The organism is uncultured Campylobacter sp. (assembly GCF_938039205.1).
In the GTDB taxonomy this organism is placed as follows: domain Bacteria; phylum Campylobacterota; class Campylobacteria; order Campylobacterales; family Campylobacteraceae; genus Campylobacter_A.
In genome coordinates, this window is the sequence record NZ_CALHVM010000024.1 from 26,234 (window position 1) to 50,282 (window position 24,049).

27 protein-coding genes and 1 tRNA gene are annotated in these 24,049 nt (G+C 48.7%); 20 read left to right on the plus strand and 8 right to left on the minus strand.

The features are described from left to right. Positions 1-8: 8 nt before the first annotated feature. The 18 genes from rpsK to Q0394_RS03505 all read left to right on the plus strand — a co-directional run bounded on the left by rpsK (position 9) and on the right by Q0394_RS03505 (position 16,843). Positions 9-401: a 30S ribosomal protein S11 gene (rpsK, locus tag Q0394_RS03420; protein ID WP_002947090.1), complete on the plus strand. Its 393-nt coding sequence runs from the start codon at positions 9-11 to the stop codon at positions 399-401. Between the two features lie 22 nt (positions 402-423). Beyond that, positions 424-1,050 (plus strand): 30S ribosomal protein S4, encoded by a 627-nt coding sequence (gene rpsD / locus Q0394_RS03425; RefSeq protein WP_002943554.1) that lies wholly within the window; start codon positions 424-426, stop codon positions 1,048-1,050. A 14-nt stretch (positions 1,051-1,064) separates the two neighbouring features. Beyond that, the gene (locus Q0394_RS03430) at positions 1,065-2,078 is read left to right on the plus strand and encodes a DNA-directed RNA polymerase subunit alpha (protein ID WP_298945556.1); all 1,014 of its coding nucleotides are present in this window, start codon (positions 1,065-1,067) and stop codon (positions 2,076-2,078) included. 11 nt (positions 2,079-2,089) lie between these two features. Beyond that, a complete protein-coding gene (gene rplQ / locus Q0394_RS03435; RefSeq protein ID WP_002943070.1) occupies positions 2,090-2,446 on the plus strand; it encodes a 50S ribosomal protein L17 in 357 nt (118 codons plus the stop codon). Positions 2,447-2,946: 500 nt separating this feature from the next. Beyond that, complete coding sequence (locus tag Q0394_RS03440) at positions 2,947-3,216, plus strand: NifU family protein (RefSeq protein WP_298055989.1); 270 nt, start codon at positions 2,947-2,949, stop codon at positions 3,214-3,216. Beyond that, entirely contained in the window at positions 3,209-3,754 is a 546-nt protein-coding gene (locus tag Q0394_RS03445) for a histidine kinase (protein ID WP_298945557.1), read from the plus strand. Before Q0394_RS03440 ends, Q0394_RS03445 begins: the two co-directional genes overlap by 8 nt. Then, complete coding sequence (locus tag Q0394_RS03450; RefSeq protein ID WP_298945558.1) at positions 3,738-5,030, plus strand: UDP-N-acetylmuramoyl-L-alanyl-D-glutamate--2,6-diaminopimelate ligase; 1,293 nt, start codon at positions 3,738-3,740, stop codon at positions 5,028-5,030. The genes Q0394_RS03445 and Q0394_RS03450 overlap by 17 nt, the downstream gene beginning before the upstream one ends. Before the next feature lie 272 nt (positions 5,031-5,302). Continuing rightward, complete coding sequence (panD, locus tag Q0394_RS03455; RefSeq protein WP_185898326.1) at positions 5,303-5,650, plus strand: aspartate 1-decarboxylase; 348 nt, start codon at positions 5,303-5,305, stop codon at positions 5,648-5,650. A 245-nt stretch (positions 5,651-5,895) separates the two neighbouring features. Continuing rightward, positions 5,896-6,672 (plus strand): EFR1 family ferrodoxin, encoded by a 777-nt coding sequence (locus Q0394_RS03460; protein WP_298945560.1) that lies wholly within the window; start codon positions 5,896-5,898, stop codon positions 6,670-6,672. 415 nt (positions 6,673-7,087) lie between these two features. Beyond that, entirely contained in the window at positions 7,088-7,405 is a 318-nt protein-coding gene (locus Q0394_RS03465; RefSeq protein WP_002947064.1) for a YbaB/EbfC family nucleoid-associated protein, read from the plus strand. After that, complete coding sequence (locus tag Q0394_RS03470) at positions 7,402-8,613, plus strand: PDZ domain-containing protein (protein ID WP_298945561.1); 1,212 nt, start codon at positions 7,402-7,404, stop codon at positions 8,611-8,613. Before Q0394_RS03465 ends, Q0394_RS03470 begins: the two co-directional genes overlap by 4 nt. 415 nt (positions 8,614-9,028) lie before the next feature. Next, complete coding sequence (locus tag Q0394_RS03475) at positions 9,029-9,868, plus strand: polyprenyl synthetase family protein (protein ID WP_366115632.1); 840 nt, start codon at positions 9,029-9,031, stop codon at positions 9,866-9,868. Between the two features lie 208 nt (positions 9,869-10,076). Further along, a complete protein-coding gene (locus Q0394_RS03480) occupies positions 10,077-11,327 on the plus strand; it encodes a hypothetical protein (protein WP_298945563.1) in 1,251 nt (416 codons plus the stop codon). Positions 11,328-11,477: 150 nt separating this feature from the next. Further along, positions 11,478-12,749, plus strand: a complete 1,272-nt coding sequence (locus Q0394_RS03485) for a hypothetical protein (RefSeq protein ID WP_298945564.1) — start codon at positions 11,478-11,480, stop codon at positions 12,747-12,749. 119 nt (positions 12,750-12,868) lie between these two features. After that, positions 12,869-13,747 (plus strand): hypothetical protein, encoded by an 879-nt coding sequence (locus Q0394_RS03490; protein WP_298792919.1) that lies wholly within the window; start codon positions 12,869-12,871, stop codon positions 13,745-13,747. Positions 13,748-13,795: 48 nt separating this feature from the next. Beyond that, on the plus strand, positions 13,796-15,709 hold the full coding sequence (gene tkt / locus Q0394_RS03495; protein WP_298945565.1) for a transketolase: 1,914 nt from the start codon (positions 13,796-13,798) through the stop codon (positions 15,707-15,709). 163 nt (positions 15,710-15,872) lie between these two features. Next, positions 15,873-16,049: a hypothetical protein gene (locus tag Q0394_RS03500; RefSeq protein ID WP_298945566.1), complete on the plus strand. Its 177-nt coding sequence runs from the start codon at positions 15,873-15,875 to the stop codon at positions 16,047-16,049. Further along, positions 16,049-16,843, plus strand: a complete 795-nt coding sequence (locus Q0394_RS03505) for an undecaprenyl-diphosphate phosphatase (protein ID WP_298945568.1) — start codon at positions 16,049-16,051, stop codon at positions 16,841-16,843. Before Q0394_RS03500 ends, Q0394_RS03505 begins: the two co-directional genes overlap by 1 nt. A gap of 74 nt (positions 16,844-16,917) precedes the next feature. Here Q0394_RS03505 and Q0394_RS03510 read toward each other — a convergent pair whose 3' ends face one another. The 5 genes from Q0394_RS03510 to Q0394_RS03530 all read right to left on the minus strand — a co-directional run bounded on the left by Q0394_RS03510 (position 16,918) and on the right by Q0394_RS03530 (position 19,414). Next, positions 16,918-17,580: a metallophosphoesterase family protein gene (locus tag Q0394_RS03510; protein ID WP_298945569.1), complete on the minus strand. Its 663-nt coding sequence runs from the start codon at positions 17,578-17,580 to the stop codon at positions 16,918-16,920. Continuing rightward, a complete protein-coding gene (locus Q0394_RS03515; protein WP_298945570.1) occupies positions 17,577-17,876 on the minus strand; it encodes a hypothetical protein in 300 nt (99 codons plus the stop codon). Before Q0394_RS03515 ends, Q0394_RS03510 begins: the two co-directional genes overlap by 4 nt. Positions 17,877-17,917: 41 nt before the next feature. Beyond that, positions 17,918-18,265 carry a metallophosphoesterase gene (locus tag Q0394_RS03520; RefSeq protein WP_298945571.1) on the minus strand — a complete coding sequence of 116 codons (348 nt, stop codon included), beginning with the start codon at positions 18,263-18,265 and terminating at the stop codon, positions 17,918-17,920. 57 nt (positions 18,266-18,322) lie between these two features. Continuing rightward, positions 18,323-18,410, minus strand: a tRNA-Ser gene (locus Q0394_RS03525). A 173-nt stretch (positions 18,411-18,583) separates the two neighbouring features. Next, complete coding sequence (locus Q0394_RS03530) at positions 18,584-19,414, minus strand: class I SAM-dependent methyltransferase (protein ID WP_298945572.1); 831 nt, start codon at positions 19,412-19,414, stop codon at positions 18,584-18,586. A 143-nt stretch (positions 19,415-19,557) separates the two neighbouring features. Between Q0394_RS03530 and Q0394_RS03535 the strand changes: the two genes are divergently transcribed. Continuing rightward, on the plus strand, positions 19,558-20,295 hold the full coding sequence (locus tag Q0394_RS03535; RefSeq protein WP_298945573.1) for a hydroxymethylpyrimidine/phosphomethylpyrimidine kinase: 738 nt from the start codon (positions 19,558-19,560) through the stop codon (positions 20,293-20,295). 57 nt (positions 20,296-20,352) lie between these two features. Continuing rightward, positions 20,353-20,961 carry a hypothetical protein gene (locus Q0394_RS03540; RefSeq protein WP_298945574.1) on the plus strand — a complete coding sequence of 203 codons (609 nt, stop codon included), beginning with the start codon at positions 20,353-20,355 and terminating at the stop codon, positions 20,959-20,961. A 187-nt stretch (positions 20,962-21,148) separates the two neighbouring features. Here Q0394_RS03540 and Q0394_RS03545 read toward each other — a convergent pair whose 3' ends face one another. From Q0394_RS03545 to Q0394_RS03555, 3 genes are all read right to left on the minus strand, one after another. After that, positions 21,149-21,622, minus strand: a complete 474-nt coding sequence (locus Q0394_RS03545) for a hypothetical protein (protein WP_298945575.1) — start codon at positions 21,620-21,622, stop codon at positions 21,149-21,151. 168 nt (positions 21,623-21,790) lie between these two features. Beyond that, positions 21,791-23,335, minus strand: a complete 1,545-nt coding sequence (locus Q0394_RS03550) for a type IV secretory system conjugative DNA transfer family protein (RefSeq protein ID WP_298945576.1) — start codon at positions 23,333-23,335, stop codon at positions 21,791-21,793. A 157-nt stretch (positions 23,336-23,492) separates the two neighbouring features. Further along, the gene (locus Q0394_RS03555; protein ID WP_298945577.1) at positions 23,493-23,915 is read right to left on the minus strand and encodes an RDD family protein; all 423 of its coding nucleotides are present in this window, start codon (positions 23,913-23,915) and stop codon (positions 23,493-23,495) included. Positions 23,916-24,049: the final 134 nt, after the last annotated feature.

The window sequence follows — 24,049 nt, forward strand, 5'->3', positions numbered from 1 at the left end:
GATAAGCGATGGCAAAAAGAAAAGTAGTTAAAAAGAAAATTGTAAGAAAAAGTATCGCTAAAGGTATCGTTTATATAAGCGCGACTTTTAACAATACGATGGTAACGGTTACCGATGAGATGGGAAATGCTATCGCTTGGAGCAGTGCTGGCGGACTAGGCTTTAAAGGAAGTAAAAAATCAACTCCTTATGCAGCCCAACAAGCAGTCGAAGACGCTCTAACTAAAGCAAAAGAGCACGGTATAAAAGAAGTAGGCATCAAAGTACAAGGTCCTGGCAGCGGCAGAGAGACCGCAGTCAAGAGCGTAGGCGCGGTAGAGGGCATAAAAGTAACGTTTTTAAAAGATATAACTCCGCTTCCGCATAATGGTTGCAGACCGCCAAAACGCCGCCGCGTATAATTAGAAATTTAGGAGAATTATTATGGCTAGATATAGAGGACCCGTTGAAAAATTAGAAAGAAGACTCGGCGTTAGTTTGGCGCTAAAGGGCGAGCGTCGCTTGGCAGGTAAGAGCGCGCTTGACAAAAGACCTTACGCTCCGGGACAACACGGACAAAGAAGAAGCAAGATAAGCGAATACGGCTTGCAGCTTCGCGAAAAACAAAAAGCTAAATTTATGTACGGCATTAGCGAGAAGCAATTCCGCCGCCTATTCCAAGAGGCCGCTCGCCGCGAAGGAAATACCGGTGCGCTTTTGGTGCAGCTTTTAGAGCAAAGACTAGATAACGTAGTTTACAGAATGGGCTTTGCAACTACTCGTCGCTTCGCTCGCCAACTAGTTACTCACGGACATATTTTAGTAAACGGTAAGAGAGTAGATATTCCTTCTTATAGAGTCCAAGCGGGCGCTAAAGTAGAGGTTATCGAAAAATCTAAAAACAATCCGCAAATCGTTCGCGCGATCGATCTTACGGCGCAAACTGGCATCGTAGCTTGGGTCGACGTCGAAAAAGATAAAAAATTCGGAATTTTCACAAGAACTCCGGAAAGGGAAGAAGTCGTCATTCCTGTCGAGGAAAGATTCATAGTAGAGCTTTATTCGAAATAATAAGGGGTATAACGATGAGAAAAATTACCACATCAGCTTATATGCCTACCGAAATTTCAGTAGAGAGTATAAGCGAGAATGTCGCCAGAATAACCGCGTATCCGTTTGAGACGGGCTATGCGGTCACTTTGGCTCATCCGCTAAGACGACTTTTATATAGCAGTACCGTTGGATTTGCAGCTACGGGCGTCAAGATAGAGGGCGTATCTCACGAATTTGATTCGATGAGAGGCATGCTCGAGGACGTAGCGCAGTTTATTATAAATTTAAAAAACATCCGCTTTAAGCTAAAAAACGAGTCTGAGCGCGAGGTGGTCGAGTATTCGTTTAAAGGTCCAAAAGAGATAAAAGCCAGCGATCTAAAAAGCGATGTCGTAGATGTCGTAAATCCAGAAGCTTATCTTGCAACCATAAACGAGGACGCGGAGCTTAAATTTTCCGTAATCATCCAAAAAGGTATCGGATACGTCCCGAGTGAAGAGATAAGAGACAATACCGAAGAGGGTTATATAGCTCTTGATGCATTCTTTACGCCTGTTAAAAAAGCAGTTTACGAGCTAGAAAATGTCCTAGTAGAGGATAACCCCGACTATGAGAAGATTATTTTCACGGTCACGACGGATGGACAAGTGGGTGCGATCGAGGCGTTTAAACACGCGATTGAGGCGATGTATCAGCAGATGTCGGTGTTTAAAGGTGTTTTAAATATCGATGTTTCTGCAGGCTTAAACGCTCAAACTTCAGGCAGCGAGCATGCGAAGTTGTTACAAAGCGTAGAAGAGTTAAATTTGAGCGCTAGAAGCTTCAACTGCCTTGATAAAGCTGAGATTAGATTTATCGGCGAGCTTGCTTTGATGGATGAAAACGAGCTAAAAGAGCTTAAAAATTTAGGCAAAAAATCTCTCGACGAGATCAAAGCCGTTATGCAAGAGATCGGATATCCGGTCGGCGGCGACCTAGGCGGCGGCAAAGAGCAACTCAAGAAAAAAATCGCCGACCTAAAATCACAAATGAGTGCAAAAGAGTAAAAGGAAGATAAATGAGACACGGTCACGGATACAGAAAACTAGGTAGGACGTCGGCTCACCGCTCGGCTCTACTTAAAAATTTAGCTATCGCTATCATCAAAAGCGAAAAGATAGAGACGACCTTGCCTAAGGCAAAAGAGTTGAGAAGCTATATCGAAAAGCTAATCACTAGAGCTAGAAAAGGCGACAGCAACGCTCACAGAGCAGTTTTTGCCAGCTTGCAAGATAAAGAAACTACGAATAAACTAGTAACTGAGCTTGCTCCAAAATTCGTAGGCAAAAACGGCGGATATACGCGCATCGTTAAGACTCGCGTTCGCCGAGGCGATGCTGCTGAGATGGCTTATATCGAGCTAATCAAAGAATAATTTTTAGAGAGCTTCGGCTCTCTTTTTCTTTTTCAATTTACATATTTTAGTTACCTTAAAGCCCCTTTAGTCTTTCATATCAGTTAAATTTATTTACTAGCCTATTTTATTGTTTGTAATTCTGTATATATACGGAAAATACTAAAATTTATAGCTAGTTTTATTTTGACTTCTGCCACAATCCTAAGTACAAATTTACTTTTTGGAATTAGCTTGTACTAGATGCTTAATATACTAAATTTATATAATATCTAAAAGCGGTTTTTTGATTATGCAACAGCCGTTTGTATAGTTGTCTTGAGGTTTATTTTGTAGACTTGAGTCTTGCCGCTATTTTGTTTTTATGTCTATGGCCATCTTTTAAATTTGACTCACTTATACATAGAATCGCTTAAAGCTCCAAATTTATCCAAGTCAAAAATAGCCGCCAAAACGTCAAACTCATAGCGTATTTAAAATTTTATCTGCTATAATATCTCAAAAATTGAAAAAGGTTAAAAATGATCCCATTTACCGATGAAGAGCTTCTAAAGCCCGTAAAAGCCAGCCTGCAAAAGGTTTTGCCTATGCTTGAAAACGACGGCGGAGGCATGGAGCTGCTAGGCATCAAAAACGGCAAAATTTACGTTCGCCTTACCGGCCACTGCCATGGCTGTGCGGCTAGCTCGACTACGCTAAAATACGGTATCGAGCGCCAGCTCCGTATGGATATCCACCCTGAGCTAGAGGTCGTAAACATCCCTATCAGCGAGGAAGTTAAATTTGATTGATTACAAAAAGGCGGGCCTAAAAGCGTTTAACAAGGGCGAATTTGACGCCGCAGCGAGCTATTTTTCACTTGCCTACGACAAAAAACCGGACAAAAAGCTACTTTTCCTCATTATGCTTTGCTCGCTTGCTAAGACTCGCCGCGACGAGGCGATGACGCTTTTTGAGATATTTAAGCTAAAAGATAAGCTTGGTATGAGCCCGGACGAGCTGGAGGAAATTTTAGGCGCGCTTGAGGCAAAATTTGGCGACGACGAGAGCCTTGAGGAGCAAAACGCCATCAGCTACGCCGATTTTATGGATGCGGTTAGGCGCGGCGGGTTCAAAAGCGTCTTTGAGGACATCATGTTTTCCACGCGCGTGATGATCGATAACCGCGACGATTTCCTCGAGTTTTTGCAAAATCTTATCAAAAACGACTTCATCGAAATGGGGCTAAACTACATCGAGACCGCGGCTGTGATGTTTGCCGGTGACGAACGGCTAAGCGCGCTGGCTCGCGAAATCAACGAAAAGGCCGAAAGTGAAAATTTACGTTAAAGAGGGCTTTGTCACCGACAACTCGAACGAATGCGAGGCGGGTTGCTATTTCGTTAAAACGTCGACGAACGCTAAATTTGAAGCCGCCGCCGAAGCAAAGGGCGCAAAAATCATAAATTTGGCCGAGTGCAAGCGACTGCTAGGTATCGACGAGAACATCAAAATCATCGGCATCACTGGAACGAACGGCAAGACCACGACCGCGGCGGTTATCTGCGCTACGCTGTTAAATTTAGGCTACGGATGCGGCCTGTGCGGTACTCGCGGCGCTTTTATAAACAATGAACGCATCGACGACAAGGCGCTAACGACGAGCGAAATTTTACGCACGCTTAGCTACCTAAAAGCCGCTAGCGAGCGCGGCTGCGAGTACTTCGTGATGGAGGCTAGCTCGCACGCCATCGCTCAAAAACGCATCGAGAGCTTGGATTTCGCGATGAAAATTTTTACGAATTTAACCCAAGACCACCTCGATTACCACGGCACGTTTGAAGAGTACGCGCGCGTAAAGAGCGAGTTTTTCGCAGACGACGCGCCAAAGCTCATAAACATAGACGACCGCGGCGGGATCAAATTTAACCCAGCAAACGCCCTAACTTACGCGCTTCATGCGGACGCGGACTTTGCGCCTGGCGAGTATTCGCTAGAAGGTGGCATACGCGCGACGCTAAAGACTCCGCGCGGGCAAATGGCGCTAAGCTCAAATTTGCACGGCGAATTTAACCTCTACAACCTCATAGCAGCCGTCTCTTGCGTCGCGACGCTGACGGATAGGCCACTAGATGAGATCGCGCGCGCCGCGGCAGAATTTGACGGCGTCGAGGGGCGCATGGAGGTCGTTAGTCGCGAGCCGCTCGTGATCGTAGACTTCGCGCATACGCCTGACGGTATCGAAAAGGTGCTAAACGCGCTGCGTCATCGTAAAATCGTCGCGGTTTTTGGCGCCGGAGGTGACAGGGATCGCACCAAACGCCCTAAAATGGGCGCAATAGCGCAAAAATACGCGCACAGGCTCGTCGTCACCAGCGATAATCCCCGAAGCGAAGAGCCGGAAAGCATCATCGCCGAGATCTGTGGCGGCCTAGAGATGAACGAGCGCGTAAAATGCATCGCAAACCGCAAAGATGCGATAAAATACGCGCTTGAAAGCCTCGCACGGGATGAAATTTTGGTGATTTTAGGTAAGGGCGACGAAACCTATCAAGAGATCAAGGGCGTAAAATATCCGTTTAGCGATAAGCAAGTCGTACGCGAACTTTTGGACGGTCGCGCCTAAATTTACGGACAAAACGGCGACGAAATAAGGGTAAATTCGAGTAAAATTTACCTTTGTTTGCGTCTAAATTTCTATTTTTATCACCAAACGGCGTCAAATTTATCGCATTTTTTATCGCTCGCGCAAATGCCTCTAAAATCAAATTTAATCACAAATTTAACTCCGAATTTTATCGCGTCAAGCAAGCAAAAACGAATCGCCGCGGCTATATAAAGTTGCTTTTTGCGGCTAAATTTATAGTATAATTTTCCCAAAAACACAAAGGACTGCCGATGAAAATCGAAATTTTATCAAGCAAAATCCACCGCGCGCGCGTGACGGACGCCAATCTAAACTACGTGGGCTCGGTCACGATTGGACCCGAGCTAATCGAGGCTGCGGGGCTTTGCGAGTACCAAAAAGTCGAGATACTAAACGTCAATAACGGCGAGCGCTTCGCTACATACGTGATTCGCGGCGAGAAAAAGGGCGAGATCTGCCTAAACGGCGCTGCCGCGCGCAAAGTCTGCGTCGGCGACGTCGTCATTATCGTTGCTTACGCGCTTCTTAGCGCCAAAAAAGCAAGAGATTTCGAACCAAAAATCGTGCAGGTAAACGAGCAAAACGAGATCGTAAAATAATATACGCCCAAATTTGCCGTCTCTGCGGCGGTAGGTTTAAATTTACGTTTTATGGCGACGAGCTAAATTTGCGGTAAAATTTAGGCTAGTGCGACGCGACGGTCATTTGCAAACGGACGAAAGGCGAACGTGCTAAATAGTAGTTTGTTTAAATTTACCGTCGTTTGGCGTTAAATTTGACGCGGTCGGCAAAATTCGGCGAAAATGGGCAAAATTTAGCGCCTGAATTTAAAAGGATTCGCAAAATGATAGCGATTTATTTTAGCTCCACGGGCAACACGAAGCATTGCGTAAAGAGATTTATAGAGCGTCTGGGCGGCGATATCCCCGTGGTTTCGATCGAGGATGAGGGCTGCGGCGAGCTACTAAAGCACCACGATGACGTGATCCTCGCCTATCCCGTTTACTTTAGCGACCTGCCGCAGATCGTGCGCGAGTTTATTTACGAAAATAGCGCGAATTTTCGCGGCAAAAACGTCTTTATCATCGCTACGATGGAGATTTTTAGCGGTGACGGAGCGGGCTGCGCGGCTAGGATTCTAAGGCGAGCAGGCGCGGAGATAACGGGCGGCGCGCACGTGAAAATGCCTGCGTTTATCCTCGACGTGGCGATTTTTAGCTACTCGGCGCAGAAAAACGAGCGCCTGATCAAAGAGGCAAACGCCAAGCTAGAGCGTGTCGCGGAGGCATTTGCCGCGGGTAAACCGCCGCAAGAGGGGCTAGGCGTGCTATGCCGTATCGCGGGGCTTTTGGGGCAGCGGCTATGGATGAAAATTTGGGACAAAACTCCGTTTGCCAGGCGCAAACCGAGCCTGGATACGGCGCGCTGCAGCGGATGCGGCGAGTGCGCAAAATCCTGTCCGATGCAAAATATAAAAATCACGCACGGCAAGGCGAGATTTGGCGAGCGTTGCACGATTTGCTACAGATGCGTGAACAAGTGCAGGCAAAAGGCGATAACGATCCTGGGTAAGGCGGAAAATCTGGAAAAATCGGTCGCGGCGGAGTTTAAAGATATCTGACGCGCGTTCGGGCGGTCTTGATTTATGAGCTTATTTTGTTTCGCTTTGCGCTCGGCTTTAAAATTTGCCGAAATGATCTAAATTTAGCGCCCGCCGCGCCCGCGCTACCTTAAATGCTCTTTTAGTTCTGCGATTTGCCGCTTAACTTCGTCTATTATCTATGGCAAATTTCTCAAATTTACAGAAAGCCCGTGCTAATACGCATACTGCGATCCAAAATAGATCAAAACGCGCGCAGTTCATTTAAAGCAAAATTTCATCGTCAAATTTGACGGCTTTTCGGGCCTAAATTTACTCACTCGCGCCCGTATCCGCCGCAAATTTCAAGGCGGGAACGAAACTTGCATTGCAGGCTTTAAATAAAGTAAATTTAGCTTAAATTGGCTAAAATAACGCGAAATTTGAAAGGATGTTTATGTTTGAGGGGATAGATTTTTCAAAAATGGGACAGATGCTCGAGGAGGCGCAAAAAAAGGCGCAGGAGATCGAGCAGGAGAGCCAAAAGCGCGAATTTAGCGTAAAAAGCGGCGGCGGGCTCATCAGCGTCAGAGCAAACGGCAAGGGCGAGGTGCTTGATATCAGCATCGACGATAGCTTGCTAGAGGACAAGGAGAGCTTACAGATCTTGCTCATCAGTGCCGTAAACGACGTACTAAAGATGATCGAGGACGACCGCAAAAACGCTGCGTCAAGGATGCTAGGTGGCTTTGCTGGCATGGGGCTAGGGCAATGAAACGCGCAGCTTTTTCGCGCCGTTTGGACGCGGTTTTTGGGCTTGCGCGGTTAAATTTTGGCGGCGCACGGGACGGTGCGACTGCAAATTTGAACTCAAATTTAGCCCGCAAAATTTACTCTCCACTTTTTGCGGTTTTTGTGATTTGCGCATTTGCTGCGTCGCTTAGAGCCGAGCCGCGCCCGACGCAGGATGATTTTAACGCTTGCTTTGAGAAAAACCTGCCCGCCATGGTAAACGTTGCGGGTAACGGCGGTATCGCGATCGCGCCGAATTTAATCGCCGTGCCTAAAGGCGAAATCCCAGTGAAAAACTACGTCAAATTTGATCCATATCTAGGCCTCTATCTGGTCGCCTCGGACGTCAAACTCGAGCCTGTAAAGATGTCTGACGATAACGCGACGAAAAAAAGCGACTGGGTTAGCGTCACGCGCGATCTAAACGCGACCGTCTACGGCCACGTAAAGGCGCAGGCGCAGGCGCTAGGCGAGCTAGACGTACTCACGTTTGACGTAAACGGCACGGGCGCCGTGCTAAGTCCGTGCTGCAAGCTACGCGGTATCGCAGTGGGCGGGGATAAATTCGTCCCGAGCCGCTATCTAAGGCACTTTGCGGCGTATAAAGACGTTTACTACGGCGATGTGGGCGCGGTTTTTGAGGAGCGAGATGGCAAGCTCTACGTAAAGAGCGTCGATCCGCTCGGACGCGGCGCGGCGCTAATGGTGGGTGATGAAATTTTGAGCGTAAACGGCGAGAAATTTGAGAGTTTGCGCGAGCTAAACGAGAGGATTTTGTTCGCCAAAAAGGGCGAGCGGCTCAAATTTGAGATCAAGCGCGGCGACGAGGTTTTGAAATTTGGCGTGGCGGTCTCTGACGACGCGGCCAAGAAAGAGCAAAAAGCGCCGATGAAAGCGGATAAAAAGGCCGCCGCTAGCGACGCAAAACCTCAGTCCATGCCTCAAAGCAGCGATGCCGCGAGCGTGCAAAAGCTCTACGGCATGACATTTGACGAGAAACTAATAGTAAAAAGCGTCGACGCGAACTCGGGCGCGGCCAAATTTGGCGTCAGGGTCGGCGACAAGCTGATGCAAGTGGGGCAAAAGGCGGTCTCAAGCCGCAAAGAAGCGCTCAGCCTGCTCGCTAAAGGCGGCGGTCAAAATTTGCTATTTAGACGCAACGGCTTTGACTTTTTTTACAACGCGCGGTAGTCGCGGGCGGCAAATTTGACGCCTTTGTAGGCTAAATTTGAGAAATTTAGCCTACGCTTGGAGCCAGCAAAAACAAAACGGAGAATAGATGCAAAATCAAAATTTAGCGGTAAAATCAAAATTTAGCGGCAATGATCAAATTTGCCTTCAAAGCGCGGCGAAATCGTCAAATTTGAGCGAGTCACAGGCGCTGCCGAAGGATCAAATTTTAGCTCGTAGTTCGCGCGCGAGCTTGTCTCAAAATCGTTCTCAAATTTTAAACTCGACCAAAGCCAAAACTAGCTCCGAAAATCCGACTCAAAGCCCGAAATACCGATCAAATTTGATCTCGCTAAACGCGGCAAAAGGCTCGTCTTTTACTTCGGGCGCCAATTTACAGCAACCAGCGGCCAGCGCCGCCGATCAGGACGCGCTTTTGGCTGAGTTTAAGGAGTTTTTGAGTGCGCATTTACCGAGCTCGCCTAGCTTTCATCCGTGCTTTGACGAGGCGCTCTCGTACACGCTAAAATCGGGCGGCAAGCACTTTCGCGCTATGCTGGTTGCAGGCGTCGTAGCGGCGGTGCGTCCCGAGCGCAAAGAGGCGGCGTTTCACGTCGCGCTGGCATTTGAGACGATGCACAGCTACTCGCTCATCCACGACGATCTGCCTGCGATGGACGACTCGGATCTGCGCCGCGGACAGCCTAGTTTGCACGTCAAATTTGACGAAGTGACGGCGATTTTAGCAGGCGACGCGCTAAACACTCATGCCTTTTATCAGATAGCAAAAGCTCCGCTGGACGCGGACGCGCGCATAAAATGCGTCGAGATCCTAAGCCGAAACGCAGGCATCTACGGCATGGCGCTGGGGCAGGCGGTGGATTGCTATTTCGAGAATCAAAAGCTAGGGCTTGAGGAGCTAGAATTTCTGCACATCCACAAGACCGCGCGCCTCATCGCAGCAAGCTTGCAGGCAGGCTGCGTCGTAGCGGGGCTAGACGAGGCGGAGGCTACGCGCATATACGACATCGGGCTTGATCTGGGACTAGCGTTTCAGATCGCAGACGACATCATCGACGCGACGCAAAGCGCCGAAACGGCGGGTAAGCCGACGCATAACGACGGCGCGAAAAACTCATTTACCAACCTTCTTGGCGTGGAGGGCGCGGTGCAGGCTAAAAACGAGCTCATCGCAAAGATAGAGCGCGAGCTAGGCGGCGTGCATGCTGGTATCCGCGCTATCGTAACGGGCCTCATCGACAAGCATCTGCGGTAAATTTGACTTAAATTTATGCTTAAAGCGGTCAAATTTGAGCAGTTAAATTTGCCATCAAATTTCGCAAAATTTATCCTTAACCACAAAACGCTATCTGCGCGCTATAAACAAACAACCTCGCAAACCGTGCCGATCCCGCCGTAAATTCGGCAAAATTCGGCGTCCTTTTTTATGCTATAATCTTTTAAATTTATCAAAAGGAGAGATAATGAAAAAAATAGCCTTATCGCTTGCGCTTTTGTGTGCGGCGGCGTTTGCCAAAGAGTGCGACTACATGCTAGCTAGCACCGCGCAAAAGACTTTTGAGGAGCCGACTTCTAGCTACGAGACCAAGCAAAGCTACGACGCCAAGGCTCGCCGCCTAGAGCTGGTGAGCAGCTCCGAGCTCGCAGACGGCCTAAAGGGCAAACACAAAGAGATCAGCTACTATAACAAAGCCGGCGAGATGACGAAATTTGAAGCCTATAGCTATGATTTTACCGCGAAAAAATGGATCAAAGTAACCGAATACAAAGCCGATTATAAAAAAGGCGTTCTCACGCAGGAGTCTAGTTCGTTTATCAGAGGCGTGCCGGAAAATGCTAGCAAAATCATCACAAAGTACCTAAAAAACGCTAGCGAGGAGATCAGATACGAGCTGGTAAAGGGCAAATGGCAAAAAGCAGCGCTAACTAAAACCGTCGAGAACGCATACGGCGAGAACGAGCTCATCGTGCTTAGCGTCTGGGACGGCAAAAGATGGCAGCCTAAGTCAAAAACTCAGCTACTCTACGGCGCGGACGGACAGACGCGCGGCTATGAGAGCTGGGACTACGAAAACGGCGCGTGGCAAAACCGCGAAAGAAGCACTGTTGCGGGCGACGTTAGGGGCAAATACGAGCAGGTAAGAAGCGTGTTTGAGGACGGCGCGTGGTGCTACGCCGAGATGTCTAGGCACGACTACGACGCCTCTAGCGGCAAAGATGTGACGATAAATCTCATATGGAACGCCGAGCAAAACGCATGGGAAAACAACAGCAAAAGCGTCTCGGTCGTAGGGGGCGCGGGCTTTGAAACGGCGGCGTTTTTGTGGGATAAAGAGCGCAAAGAGTGGAAGCAGGAGTACTCCAACCGCAGCATCTACGACAAGAGCGGCGAGCGTCTGCTAACGCAGCGATACGACACGATGGACGGCAGCGAGAAGTTCGTCTACGGCTACAACGAGCGCGGCGATAACGTGAGCGTGGATATCTACGAGCTAGTTAGCGACGAAAACGGCAAAAGATGGGTGCAAAATAAGCGCCTGGAGACGACCTTTGATCCGAGTATATTAGCTGACGACATCGGACACGGCGGCTCGCTGATGTCCTTTGAGATGCCTAGCAGATACGCGGTGACTAGCTTTAAGCAGTTCGTCGCGGCGGACGGTAAATTTAAGCTCGCTTCAGAGCAGACGTGGAAATATAAAAGGGTCAAATGATCTTTTACTAGCGGCCCAACTGCGGTAAATTTGACGCTTTGGATTTGGTCAAATTTAATGAGTGCCCGAGCGTCAAATTTAGCTCGTTAAATTTTGCTTTCACATCAAATTTGACGCCGTTTGGGCGGCTAAATTTAAAAAGGAGCGAATGTGAGATTTTTTTGGAAAGCAGCGGCGATGGCTGTGATTTGGGCCTTGCCGCTAGCTGCGTCGGGCGAAATTTGCCTAAAAAAGACGAGCTACAAGACGGAGGGCGACGCCGTGCCGCACTACAAATACGAAACGAGCCAAGCTTACGACGCGAAGGCTCGACTACTAGAAAAAATCTACGACGAAATCAGCGATGAGGGCAGGCGCAGGACGAAAAGCATTGTCAAATTTGACGAAAGAGGCGAGCGCGAGATAGGCAGCACAGAGTACGATTGGGACTTTGGCGCCGAAAAATGGCGCAAAGCAGGGTTCTCAAAAACAGAGAGGACAAAGGACGGCGCGTTTGTTTATATTGATACTCGCGGTCAAAACGGCAAACTAAACCAAGGTCAAAAAACCATCGAAAAGCGAACGGGCGCGACGGAAATCTCTCAAAATTTCACTCTAAAAAACGGCAAATGGACGCCGACGTATCTAATCAAAAGACTTTATGACGAAAACCATAAAACTACGCTCGTAGCGACCTTTGAGTGGAATACCAAAGCAAAAAAATGGACTCCGTACGAAAAAATGATATACCGCTATAAGAGCGACGTCTACGCTAGCTCCGAGGGCTATAAATGGCGCGGCAAATGGGTGCCGCAGACGAAGCATTCGGCCTTTACGGCTGCGGACGGAGCGCGTACCGAGATAAATTTTACGTGGAGCCAGGACGCGTGGCAGCCGCAGGAGAGGACGGTGCAAAAAATAGAGCCAGAGTTTAGGCGTTTTACCGATCTTAGATGCCGCTGGGACGCCGCAAAGAGCGAGTGGAACGGCTGCTACAAAAACGTGCGCGAGGAGACCGAGCAAGGTCGGCTAAAGTACTCCGCATCGTCGTTTTGGCAGGGGGAGTCGCAGCGCTGGGGGGTTGTGTTTGAAAACGAGCTTAGCTACGACGCGCGTGGCAACCTGATAAAAAATCGCGAGATGTCTGATGGCGAGCGGCGCGAGTACGTCTACGCCTACGACGAGGCGGGAAATAACGTATCTTCGGCGCTTCGTGAGCCCGATGAGAGCGGCAAATGGCGCGAAACGCAAAAGACGGTAAATGTATTTGAACGTGAAATTTTAGCACGCGACGTCATGGACCGCGGCTTCATCGGCGACTACGTGGCCGCGGGCGAAAACGCGATCAAAAGCAGCAAGCAGTATTTTTTAGACGGCGATGAGTTTAAGCTAAACGAGACGCTCGAGTGGTTTTACGAAAAATGCGAGCCGTCTCGTGAATGAGCCCTATATCGTTCAAATTTCGCGCGGCGACGCGATGATATTTGGCTGCGAGGCGGATTTTGGCGTCTAAATTTGACGAGCGGCGGAGTATGGTTTTTAAATAAAATTTAGGAGAAAATATGAAAAATTTGGATGAAATTTTACTCTCTTTCGACGAAAGTACACAAAATGTTTTATTTCTAAACGGCAATGGCGCTAAACACCCGGTTTGGGACGATGCGGACGAGGTTTTCGCAAAGGCGGTGGAGCAAATTTTAGATAAAAGCCTAGGGCTGAAAAAGGGCGTGGACTATAGCAAAACGCCTAAATTTTATGGTGCCCGGCCGCTCGCGTTTATCGGCGTGCATGCGCAGATGATCGGGCGAAAAAGCATAGGATTTTTGCTCACGAGCCGGCATCTTTTGGTTAAATTTGACGCGTCGGCCGTAAATGTCGATGAGGTAGCGGCTGCGTTTAGGCTCGGCAAGTATCTGCAAAACGAGCTGGAAACTCTCGCTTGGCAAGAGCTGGAAAAATGCGAATTTGAAATCGACGGCGAGATGAAAGCGGCGATGAAAAGGGCGCTAAAAGCCGTTTTAAATGCTATTTTTGAGGACGGAGTCCAAAACGACGAGGCAAAAATTTCGGATAAACTTTTAGAGTTAGGTCTTGGCGAAGCGCTAAAAACGCCGCTTGACGAGAGTAAGTTATTATCCAAATCGCTCGGCGTTTTTAAGCCTAGCTCGCCGATTTTTCATAGCTTAGATAGCGCGCTTTTTGGACTCAGTAAACCTTTTGGCGTGATTTTGGACGAGCGCGGGCTCATTAGCCGTGACCTTATGGAAGAGCCCGTTTTTAGCTCGTGGGATGAGATCGCAGACGCGTCCATAACGGTAAAAGAGGGGGAAGAAGACGTCATAATAATCGGCGAAAAAGAGCACCAGATACCTCTTGAGCTAAAAGAGAAAAAGGAAAATTTCGCCGAATTTTTAAAATTTACGGCGGCGCTAAAAGCGTAAAATTTAAGCCGAATTTTCGTATAATCGCATAAAAACTAAGGAGAAAAAATGCTAAAAAAGATGGCTGATACGATAAGGTTTTTGTGCGCTGATATGGTGCAGCAGGCAAACAGCGGGCATCCGGGCGCGCCGATGGGGCTAGCGGACGTCATGGTCGTGCTGGCTAAATTTCTAAATCACAATCCTAAAAATCCAAACTGGCTAAACCGCGACAGGCTCGTATTTAGCGGCGGTCACGCAAGCTCGCTCGTGTATAGCTTTTTGCATCTTAGCGGCTACGATCTTAGCCTTGATGATCTAAAAAACTTCCGTCAGCTAGGCTCCAAAACCCCAGGCCACCCGGAGATCCACACCAAAGGCGTCGAGGTTGCGACCGGACCGCTAGGGCAGGGCGTAGCAAACGCGGTTGGCTTTGCTATGGCGGCAAAATACGCGGCTAATCTGCTAAACGAGCCTGAAAACACCATCATCGACCATAAAATTTACTGCCTCTGCGGCGACGGAGACTTGCAGGAGGGCATCAGCTACGAGGCCTGTGCAGTTGCGGGCAACCTGCACCTAGACAACCTCGTGCTGATCTACGACTCCAACAATATCACGATCGAGGGCGACACGAGTATCGCTTGGAGCGAGGACGTGAAGGCGAGATTCGAGGCGCAGGGCTGGGACGTCGCGCGTATCGACGGTCACGACTACGATCAGATCGAGTTTGCGCTCGAGCAAGCCGTCGAAAAGGAGCGCCCGTATCTCATCATCGCAAACACTCGCATCGCAAAGGGCGCTGGCGAGCTAGAGGGTAGCCACCACAGCCACGGCGCGCCGCTTGGCGAGGAGATCATAAAGGCTGCTAAAATCGCAGCCGGCTTTGATCCTGAGTGCAAATTTGCTATTGGCGAGGACGTGCTGATCCGCTTCCGCGCCGCGCTAGAAAAGGGCGACCTGGCCGAAGCTCAGTGGAACAAAAAGGTAGAAAATCTAAGCAGTGAAAGCAAAAATATGCTAAATGCGCTGTTAAATCCTGATTTTAGCAAGATAAATTTCCCTGATTTTAGCGGCAAAAAGCTAGCCACGCGCGACAGCAACGGCATCATCATGAACGAGATTGCGCGCGCGATGCCCGGCTTTATCGGCGGTAGCGCAGATCTGGCGCCGTCGAACAAAACCGAGCTAAAAGGCATGGGCGACTTCCCTAACGGACGCAACATCCACTACGGCATCCGCGAGCACGCCATGGCCGCGATAAACAACGCGGTCGCTAGATACGGGCTTTTCTTACCGTTTAGCGCGACGTTTTTTATCTTTAGCGACTACCTAAAGCCGTCTGCGCGTATAGCCTCACTGATGAGCATTAGGCACTTTTTTATCTTTACGCACGACAGCATCGGCGTGGGCGAGGACGGCCCGACGCACCAGCCTATCGAGCAGCTTAGCACATTGCGCGCGATGCCAAACTTTTACACTTTCCGTCCGGCCGACGGCAACGAAAACGTACTTTGCTGGAAAGCTGCGTTAAATTTACGCGCTCCAAGCGCCTTCGTGCTGAGTCGCCAAGGCCTAGCTCCGCTTGAAAAAGGCGAATTTGGCGGCGTGGAAAACGGCGCGTATCTGCTAAAACGCGCACAAAACGCCAAAATCACGCTAATAGCTAGCGGCAGCGAAGTGGAGCTCTGCGTCAAGGCGGCTGAAATTTTAGCCGCTCGCGGTATCGGCGCAAACGTCGTCTCTGCACCGTGCTTTGATCTGCTTTGCGAGCAGCCGCGCGAGTACATAGATCAGATCATAGATCCAGCGACCAAGGTCATCGCCGTCGAAGCCGCAAGCGCGCTGGAGTGGTATAAATTTGCCGATGAGATCTACTCGATGAAGAGCTTTGGCGAGAGCGGCAAGGCGGGCGCATTGTTCGAATACTTCGGCTTCACGCCTGAAAAGATCGCGGAATTTGCGCAGGAAGCGGCGAAGTAAAATCTAGCTTTAAATTTGACGGTTTTGATTCCGGCCGGATCCGTTAAATTTAAGGACTCGCGGCGAGCAGACTCGCATCAAATTTATGCGGCTTGCTTGCAGACGGCTAAATTTAAATTTTAGCGTCGCTCGCGGTAAAATCAAAATTATAAAAAGGGAAATATTGCAAAGATATAGGCAAGAAACAGGGCGATTCGCCGACGAAAATTTCATCTTAAATTTGGCTCGCGGCGCAGGTAAATTTAACGCGCAAAAAGGCTTGAGCGAGCAAATTTGCGCTAAAGATAAAATCAAATTTAGCGCGCAAAATTCGTTTAAATTTAACCAAAAGGTCGCGTGATGGAGCTTTCTCATATCATCGTTTTAGCCCTAGTTCAGGGCATTAGCGAGTTTTTGCCGATCTCTAGCTCGGCGCATCTCGTACTCGTACCAAAGCTGCTTGAATGGGCTGATCAGGGGCTAGCATTTGACGTCGCCGTTCACGTAGGCACGCTAGCGGCGATACTTTTTTATTTTAAAGATAGACTTGCGGGGCTCGTGCGTGATTTTTTCGCGTCTATCGCGCGACGCGAGAAGGTCGGCGACAGTACGCTCGTGTGGTCGGTCGGCTTTGCGACCGTGCCGGTGGGGCTTTTTGGTCTAGCGTTTAGCGACGCCATCGAGCAGTACGCTAGAAACGGGCTCGTAATCGCGGCGATGACGATAATCTTTGGTATCGCGCTCTACGTCGCGGACAAAAAATCAGGACTAAAAACCGAATACGAAATGACGATCAAGCTCGCTCTAATCATAGGTCTAGCGCAGGCGATCGCGCTGATACCCGGCGTTTCGCGCTCGGGCGTGACGATGACGGCGGCGCTGATGCTTGGCTTTAGTCACAGCGCAAGCGCGAATTTCTCATTTTTGCTTTCGATCCCGGTTATCGTACTAGCAGGCGGACTCGAGGCGGTAAAGCTGATAAAAACCCCGGACGCGCTGCCTTGGAGCGACCTTGCTATCGGCGCAGCGGTTAGCGGCCTTAGCGCGTATCTTTGCGTGCGGCTGTTTATGGCGCTGATCGCGCGCGTGAGCATGCTACCGTTCGTGATTTACCGCATGATTTTGGGCGTGTTTTTGTTTGTGATGTTTTTATGAAAATAGCTAAATTTGGGCTCAAATTTAAGATTTGAAGCCCAAATTCGCTTTGTAAATCCAAAGCGCAAATTTGACTAAGACCGGTCAAAATTTAGCTTTTCTAAAACCTCTTTTATCCTTGCGCTTCTACTCTCTACGCTATCTTCTTCGCTAAACATCCTGTGTTTGCTATACTCAAAAGGCGGCAGGTCTTTAACGAGATCATAAATTTCCTCAAAGCTTAAAATCTTGCCGTGCAGGTCGTAGCTGGCGTTTAGCGCCTTGCCTTTTACGTTTGCGATATTTGCGTGGATGTGGCCGTAGAGCTGGATAGAGCCGTGGTGACCTGCGTTCCACTCGGCTAGCGGATAGTGAAAGAGCACGAGATGAAATTTATCCTGCCCGTGCTGCACGGTGATCTCTTTGTATTTGCAAATTTCATCAAACAGCGCGTTGCCGTCTTGTTTTTTTATAGCTAGTAGCTCGTCTTTATGCTTTTTTATCGCTTCATCGTGATTGCCCAGTACTAGGACGTGCTTGCCGTTTAGCTTGCTAAAGATGGATATATTGGTCTGCATATCCTTATGAAAGCTTAGATCGCCCATATTATAGACCGTGTCGCAGGGATTTACCCTCTCGTTCCAATGACGAATGAGCGCGCTATCCATCGCCTCTACGCTAGAAAAAGGCCTAAAGCACGGATGAAATCTCATGATATTGCTATGTCCGAAATGCAAATCGGAGGTAAAATAAATCATTTTTGCTCCTTTAAATCCACTTCAAATTTCTCGCCGCTTTTTATTTCCGTGATAACTAGGCGCTTGAAAAACACGGCCCCTACGTCCATCGAAAAGACGTTATTTGCGCGTCTGGTTATCCTATTTTCTTCGCTTGCGACGTGCCCGTGAAATATCCTCTTGCCCGTATTATTGCCATCCCAAAAGGGCTCTATGCTCCACAGCACGTAGTCCTCGTCCTGCTCCTCTTCGCTTTTATCGCCGTCAAAGGCCGCGTGGACAAATATGCTTTTCTCCGAGCTCACGACGTGAGGCATATCGCCGATAAAATCCTTTAGCCACGAGAGCGCGAAGCTGTTTAAATTTCGCTTGTAGATTGACCTTTGGTTTTATCGCCGCCGTTTCTAAGCCAAATTTGATGATCTAGCGAGTCGCCGCCGAAATACCCGTCCATCATCATTTTTTCGTGATTTCCCAGTACGTGGATCAGCGCGTATCCGTTTCTAACGAGCTCGGCGTATCTTTTGTATAGCCCAATCGTATCCTCGCCGCGGTCGCAGCTGTCGCCTAAAATAATAACCAAATCCTTTTTGGTCAAATTTATCTTTTTAATCATCAGATTAAAAAGCCCGAGGCAGCCGTGCATATCGCCGAATACGAAAATCCGCGCGTAATCATCTTCGTTTATGTGTTTTATTTTTATCATTTTTTGTTCTTGTGCGTAAATTTGTGGAAAATTTTTGGGTTAAGTTTTATAAGATTATGGCAGATGGGAAGGGATTCGAACCCTCGAAAGCTTGCACTTTACACGCGTTCCAGGCGTGCTCCTTCAACCACTCGGACACCCATCTATGAAGCCTGGATTATAGCTAAAATTTAATAAGCGCAAACTTATATTTGAGTTTGAGCGCGTCTTATGGAGGCGTCAAATTTGAGCACGCATAAGGTTTTAGCGTCATAAAGGTGCGGGTTAAGGTGCAAAACCGTCAAATTTGCCGCCAAATTTGGCTTAAATTTGAGCGAATTACCCGCGCTTACCCAGAGCGAAAACAAACATCCTGCACGCCTCGCGAAACGGCTTTATGTGGCTAAGCATACGCGCGATAAGCCCCCAGCGGTGTTTGTACATATTTGTCATGGTGCCGATTTCTAGGCACTTGATGAGCTCTTTATCCCACGCCTTGACCTCGCCCGCGCCCTCTACGCTCATCTTAAATTTCACGTCTCCTTTCATAAATTTGAGCACATCGTGCTTGCGCGTGTTTGATTTTGCGGCAAATTTGTTTATCAAATCGGTGAGCAAAAGTCCCTCGAACCGCTCGCTCAAATTTAGCACAAACTCCCGAAATACTGCCTTTTCAAAATACATCGCCACGCCCTCTAGCACGAAAATAAACTTCGCGCCTGCGTGCTTTTTTGCTAGCTCGTCCATCCACGCGGTTTCTAGCATCGAGCACGCTAGGCTGTAGTTTCGCGGCGCTTTTGGCACGAGCTTATCGCGAAGCGCGATGACGTCTGGCAAATCAAGGTCGTAAAAGGTCGCCTCGGGGCAGAGCGGAGCTAGCCGCGAAGGCCTGGTATCAAGCCCGGCGCCTACTTGAACGATGACGGCGGTCGGGTGCTCGCGGGCAAATTTAAGTATGCAGTCGTCAAAAAACCTCGCTCGTATCACTGTGCCGACCCTGCTTAGCGTCGAGCGGTCAAATTTAGCGAAATCATAATCTATCTTGCTCACGACGTCTCCCGAAAACGCGTCTTTTAGTATAGGTGTCGTTTCTTGGTTTTCCTTGCTTCTAAAGTATAAATTTATAAGTAGCGTCTCGGAGACCGTGCCCTCAAATTCGATCTTTTCCATACGGCTTTTCCTTTTTATTTTGATAATCTTTATAGAAATTGTAGTGCAAACGGCTTTAAAAAAATATAAAATTTAGCGTTTAACTCGCCGTTAATGCAATGTCGTTTATAATACGGCTTTTAAAAACGAAAAAAAGGTAAAAAATGAAAAAAATCCTCATCATCGCAGGCTCATGCAGCAACGGCGGCGCGGGTCTACAAGCCGACATCAAGGCGTGCGCGCACTTTGGCTGCTATAGCGCGACGGCGGTCACGGCGCTAACGGCCGAAAACACGGACAAGATCAAAAATATCGTCTCGCTTGATCCCTCGTTCATCGCCGATCAGCTGGAGATGCTCTCGGCGGAGTTTAGCTTCGATGCCGTCAAGATCGGCATGCTCTTTAATGAGCCTATCATGGACGTCGTGCAGAGCTTTTTAGAAAAAAACTCCGCCCCCGTGGTGCTAGATCCCGTCTGCGTCTCGAAAATGGGGCACAAACTCATCAAAGATAGCGCCATCGAGCGGCTAAAAGAACTAATGAAATTTGCCGCCGTCACGACGCCGAATCTGCGCGAAGCCGACGTGCTTTTCGGCGATGATTTTACGAATCTACCGTGCGACGTGATCGTGAAAAAGCATATCGTCGCTGGCAAAAGCATCGACACGCTCTACCGCAAGGACGGTAGCGTGCAAAACTTTGAGACGCCGTTAGCCGACCCGCTGGTTATCATCGGCGCGGGCTGCACGTTTTCTAGCTCGCTAGCCTGCCTGCTCGCAAGAGGCGAAAGCCTAGAAAGCGCCATCCAACAAGCCAAAGAATATATTTATAACGCCATAATCGCCGGCATCGACACGAATCTAGGCGTGAGAAAACTGCTAAATCACGGGGTTAAATTTTAAATTTAGCGTGCTTGACGCCGTAAATTAGACTAAGAATAAAAGAATTTGCGAGGATTTATGAGTATAAGCTACAAAGCGTCTTTTATTATTATTTTTCTAATCGCGGCGACGGCCGTCTACTTAAATTTATATGACGGACGAGAGTTAGCGCGAAACTACGAAAAAAATCGTATCGAGATTTTAGCATTGCGCGATTTTGCGCGCGAGATTAGGCCTCGCGGAGTTTGGTTTGACCTGCGCTTGAACGGAGCCCAGGTTGAGACGTTTAGCGCCGTGAGTGCCGATAAAAACAAAACCGCGAGCTTCATCCGCGTAGATAAGCGAACGAGCGTGCAGGAACCGCTGCGGATACTGGGCTGGGACGAACAGACTTTTGGCGAACTAAAAGCCAAACTAAAAAGCGCAAACGTCATAGGCATAAGAATTTGGGGCAACGAGGCGTTTGGAGGCGAGCGCAAGACGACGATTTATTATCGCAATGAGGGCTTTGGAGGCGCGTATTACGAGATTTTTGCCGACCTTTCGGACGAGATACTGCGAGGCGACAAAGAGGTGGGTTGCGACGATAGATTTCATTTAGACGGCGTAGCTTTGATTTATGACGGCGGGGCTACCGTGGATTTTATGTGCGTAAATAAAGACGGCAAAAATATAAAACGTAGATAAAAACCTAAATTTTAAGATTTACGCTTTAAATTTGGGGTTTGGTTTGGCGGCTAAATTTGACCCGAAGCGAGGAGAGATAAATTTACGGGGGTTTTGTTAAATTTGACTACCGATGAGCTGATTTCTCGGCCTACTCGTTAAATTTGGATACGGATAACGGCGGCAAATTTAACCTTTATGCTTCTTATTATTTATCGGTTTTTTCCAAAGGTATTATAAGATTTATTTGCCTTTCTATCTCGTCTGCTTGTTTGTGCGTGAGGCCTGATATTATGGTCATCTTGACTATACGATGTTGCGTCCTTTGCGCTATTTCTACGTGCGCCGGTAAAAAAGCGCGTTCAAAGATACGACAGTGTATTATATTTTCTGGTTTTATAATCTGATTTCCAAATATAAATCTATCTATAACAATCTTGTCTCTATAAATTTCAACGTAGTTAAAAAATATCACCGAGTATAGCAGCCAGATCAAAAGTGTGGAGCCCAAAATCCCAAGTATGCGCATCCAGCCGTCGTAATATATCACAGTAGGCAAGGCGGGCACGAGTAGGAAAAAGCTGTACGAGATAAAGTCGATCATTACCATGAGCGGATTTCGTTTGTCTAGTCTGTAAAGTAGCTCCGGCTCTTTATTTTCTTTGCCGAGAGTTTCGCTCATATCCTCCGCCTAAAGCCAAATTTTAAATTTATCCAGCCTAGTTTTATGCAAACGGCGAGCGGTTAAAATCGTCAAGTTGCGCTGCCGTTTAAATTTACGCCGACCTTCAAATTTGACCCAAATTTGCGGTCAAATTTAACCTGCACTCCCGCTTGGTCGCCGTCAAATTTACCTAAAGCTTATCTGCGCGTCGTCCGTGCCGTCTTCGAGCGAGATGTTGTAGCCGCCGGTATTTGGCGGGCGTTTATAGATATCTTGCGGGCGGATATCCAGCACCTCGTCGCTGAAAAATACGCATTCGCGCTCGCCCGTATCCACGTCGCGCACCCAGATTTTGCCGTCGTCTACGATCTCCTCGTCAAACTCTATCACGCGGTTTTCGTAAATTTTGCCCAGCAGCCGCTCGTGCAGGCGGTTCTCGCGCTCAAACTCCAGTTGCGCTTGCAAGCACTCCGCCTCGTCGATGAAAATAGGCTCCAGTGCGATCTTGTTGCCGTCTAGCACGCACTCGAATTTCTCCAGCGTAGAGCAGTCGACCTCGCTGCCGCCCAGCCTCACAACGTCCTTGTTGCGCATTAAGTAACGGTTAGTGAGGTTGCCCATCAGCGCCTCGTACGCCGTGCCACCGATCGCGCGCTTAAGCAAAAACTCGTTTTGAAACGCCAGCACCAGCTCCACCTCGCACTCGCGCAGGATCTCTTCGTTTAGCTCGGTGTTTTCGCTCAGCAGCTTCGCCGACTCGTCGAGAAATAGGCTAATGGGCCTTTTTTGCTTCATCGTTACGCGCTTTAAAAGCTCGGGCAGAAAGCTGTTTAGCAGGAAGCTCAGCGCGCTTTTGTCGCAGCTTGCGGCGTTAAATATCACGATCTTGCCACTATTTAGCAGTCCTGCGATACTCGCGTCATCGCGCGTGCCGTCTCCGTCGCCGTTTAGCGAGTCGTCGTTCATGAGGCCAAGAAACGGTGACATCATCATCGAGTAGTTGCGAAAATCGTCTCTCGTGCGCTCATCGCCGATGTCCTTGTAGCGGCTCGTCGCGTCCAAAAACTCGTCCGCAGTGGCCAAAAACGCTCGGTTTATCATTATCGTCTCGCGGGTGAAATTTAGCGTCGAGGAGTCGAGATTGTCGCAGATTAGGCTCAGCGCGTCTTTAAACTCGAGCATCTTTTCCAGGTCTTGCGATAGGCGCAGTATCGTCGCCACGTCAAAGGTAAAGTCCCGCGCGAGCGTGCGCACATCGGCGTAAAACGCGTCGCCGTAGCAGTCGTTTAGCGGCGTGATTTTTTTAGCGAAAATTTTAAGCGCTTTTAAAACCTTAAAAAACTCCGTCGCGATGCTCGAGCCAAACTCTTCCCAAAACTTCTCTCTTGATTCCATCGGCTTTTTCACGCAGTTTTTAAAGTCCCGCGGCTTCATCGAGGCGATGAGGTTTATCGGCGCGTCTAGCCTGGCGCCCACGCTCACGACGTCTTTTAGGCGGCCGGCTCTGCGCGCTAGAGCCTTGATCTTGGCGCTCTCGCCGCCCTTATAATCCACGGCAAACACCGCGTAGCCGTTTTGCATGCGGTCAAGCAAATTTGGATATATCATCGCCGTCGTCTTGCCGCTGCCGGTCTCTCCGATGATGGCCGCGTGCGTGAAGTCGCTAGGTATCAGCACGCCTTTTTTCTCCGCGTTCTCCCGCGTTCTCGTAAATCCCATTATTTTTTGCATATTTTTCCTTGTCGGGGCGATTGTAACGAAATTTGGTTTAAAGATTTAAATTTGACGAGGCGGCGGAGGCGTCAAATTTGAGTTAATAAAAACGAGCGCGGATTTGCTAAAATAATTGCGGTAAATTTGGCTCAAATTTGCCAAGAGCGAGTTAAATTTACTCGGCTTTTTTGCAGACGGCGGCCGAGTGCGTGAGCAGATCGTGCAAATTTAGCGCGTCCTTGCGAAAAAAGCAGAGGCAAAGTCCGACCACGCTAACGCCTGCGAGCAAGAAGCAGATGTAGCGTAGCAAAACGCGTGCAAAGCCCAGCTTGCGGCCGCTGCGTAGGTCGATGAGGTAGATGTTTTGCGAGCGGTAGCCGGGCGTCTGGGCTTTGATCGCAAAAAAGGCGCAGCAGATAAGACCGACTGCGAGATTTGCCGCAAATATCGCAGTTTGGTTGCGCAAAAATTCGTCCTTACCACCTAAGAAAACATAAGTCGTGAGGTAATATATCGGCATGCCGATCAAAAAAAGATCGGTGATAAAGGCCTTTACTCGCGCGCCGATACCGGCTAGCCGCGCTTTTTGTTTCGCCAAATTTACTCCTTTTGTTTTTATTTTCGGGCGCGCGTTTTGGATTTGAGCGTCAATTTGATCGCTACCGCCTAAATTTATGCTCTTTTACTTTTGTTGCAGCAAATTTACGCTCTGCTTTTATGCGTCGCCGCTTT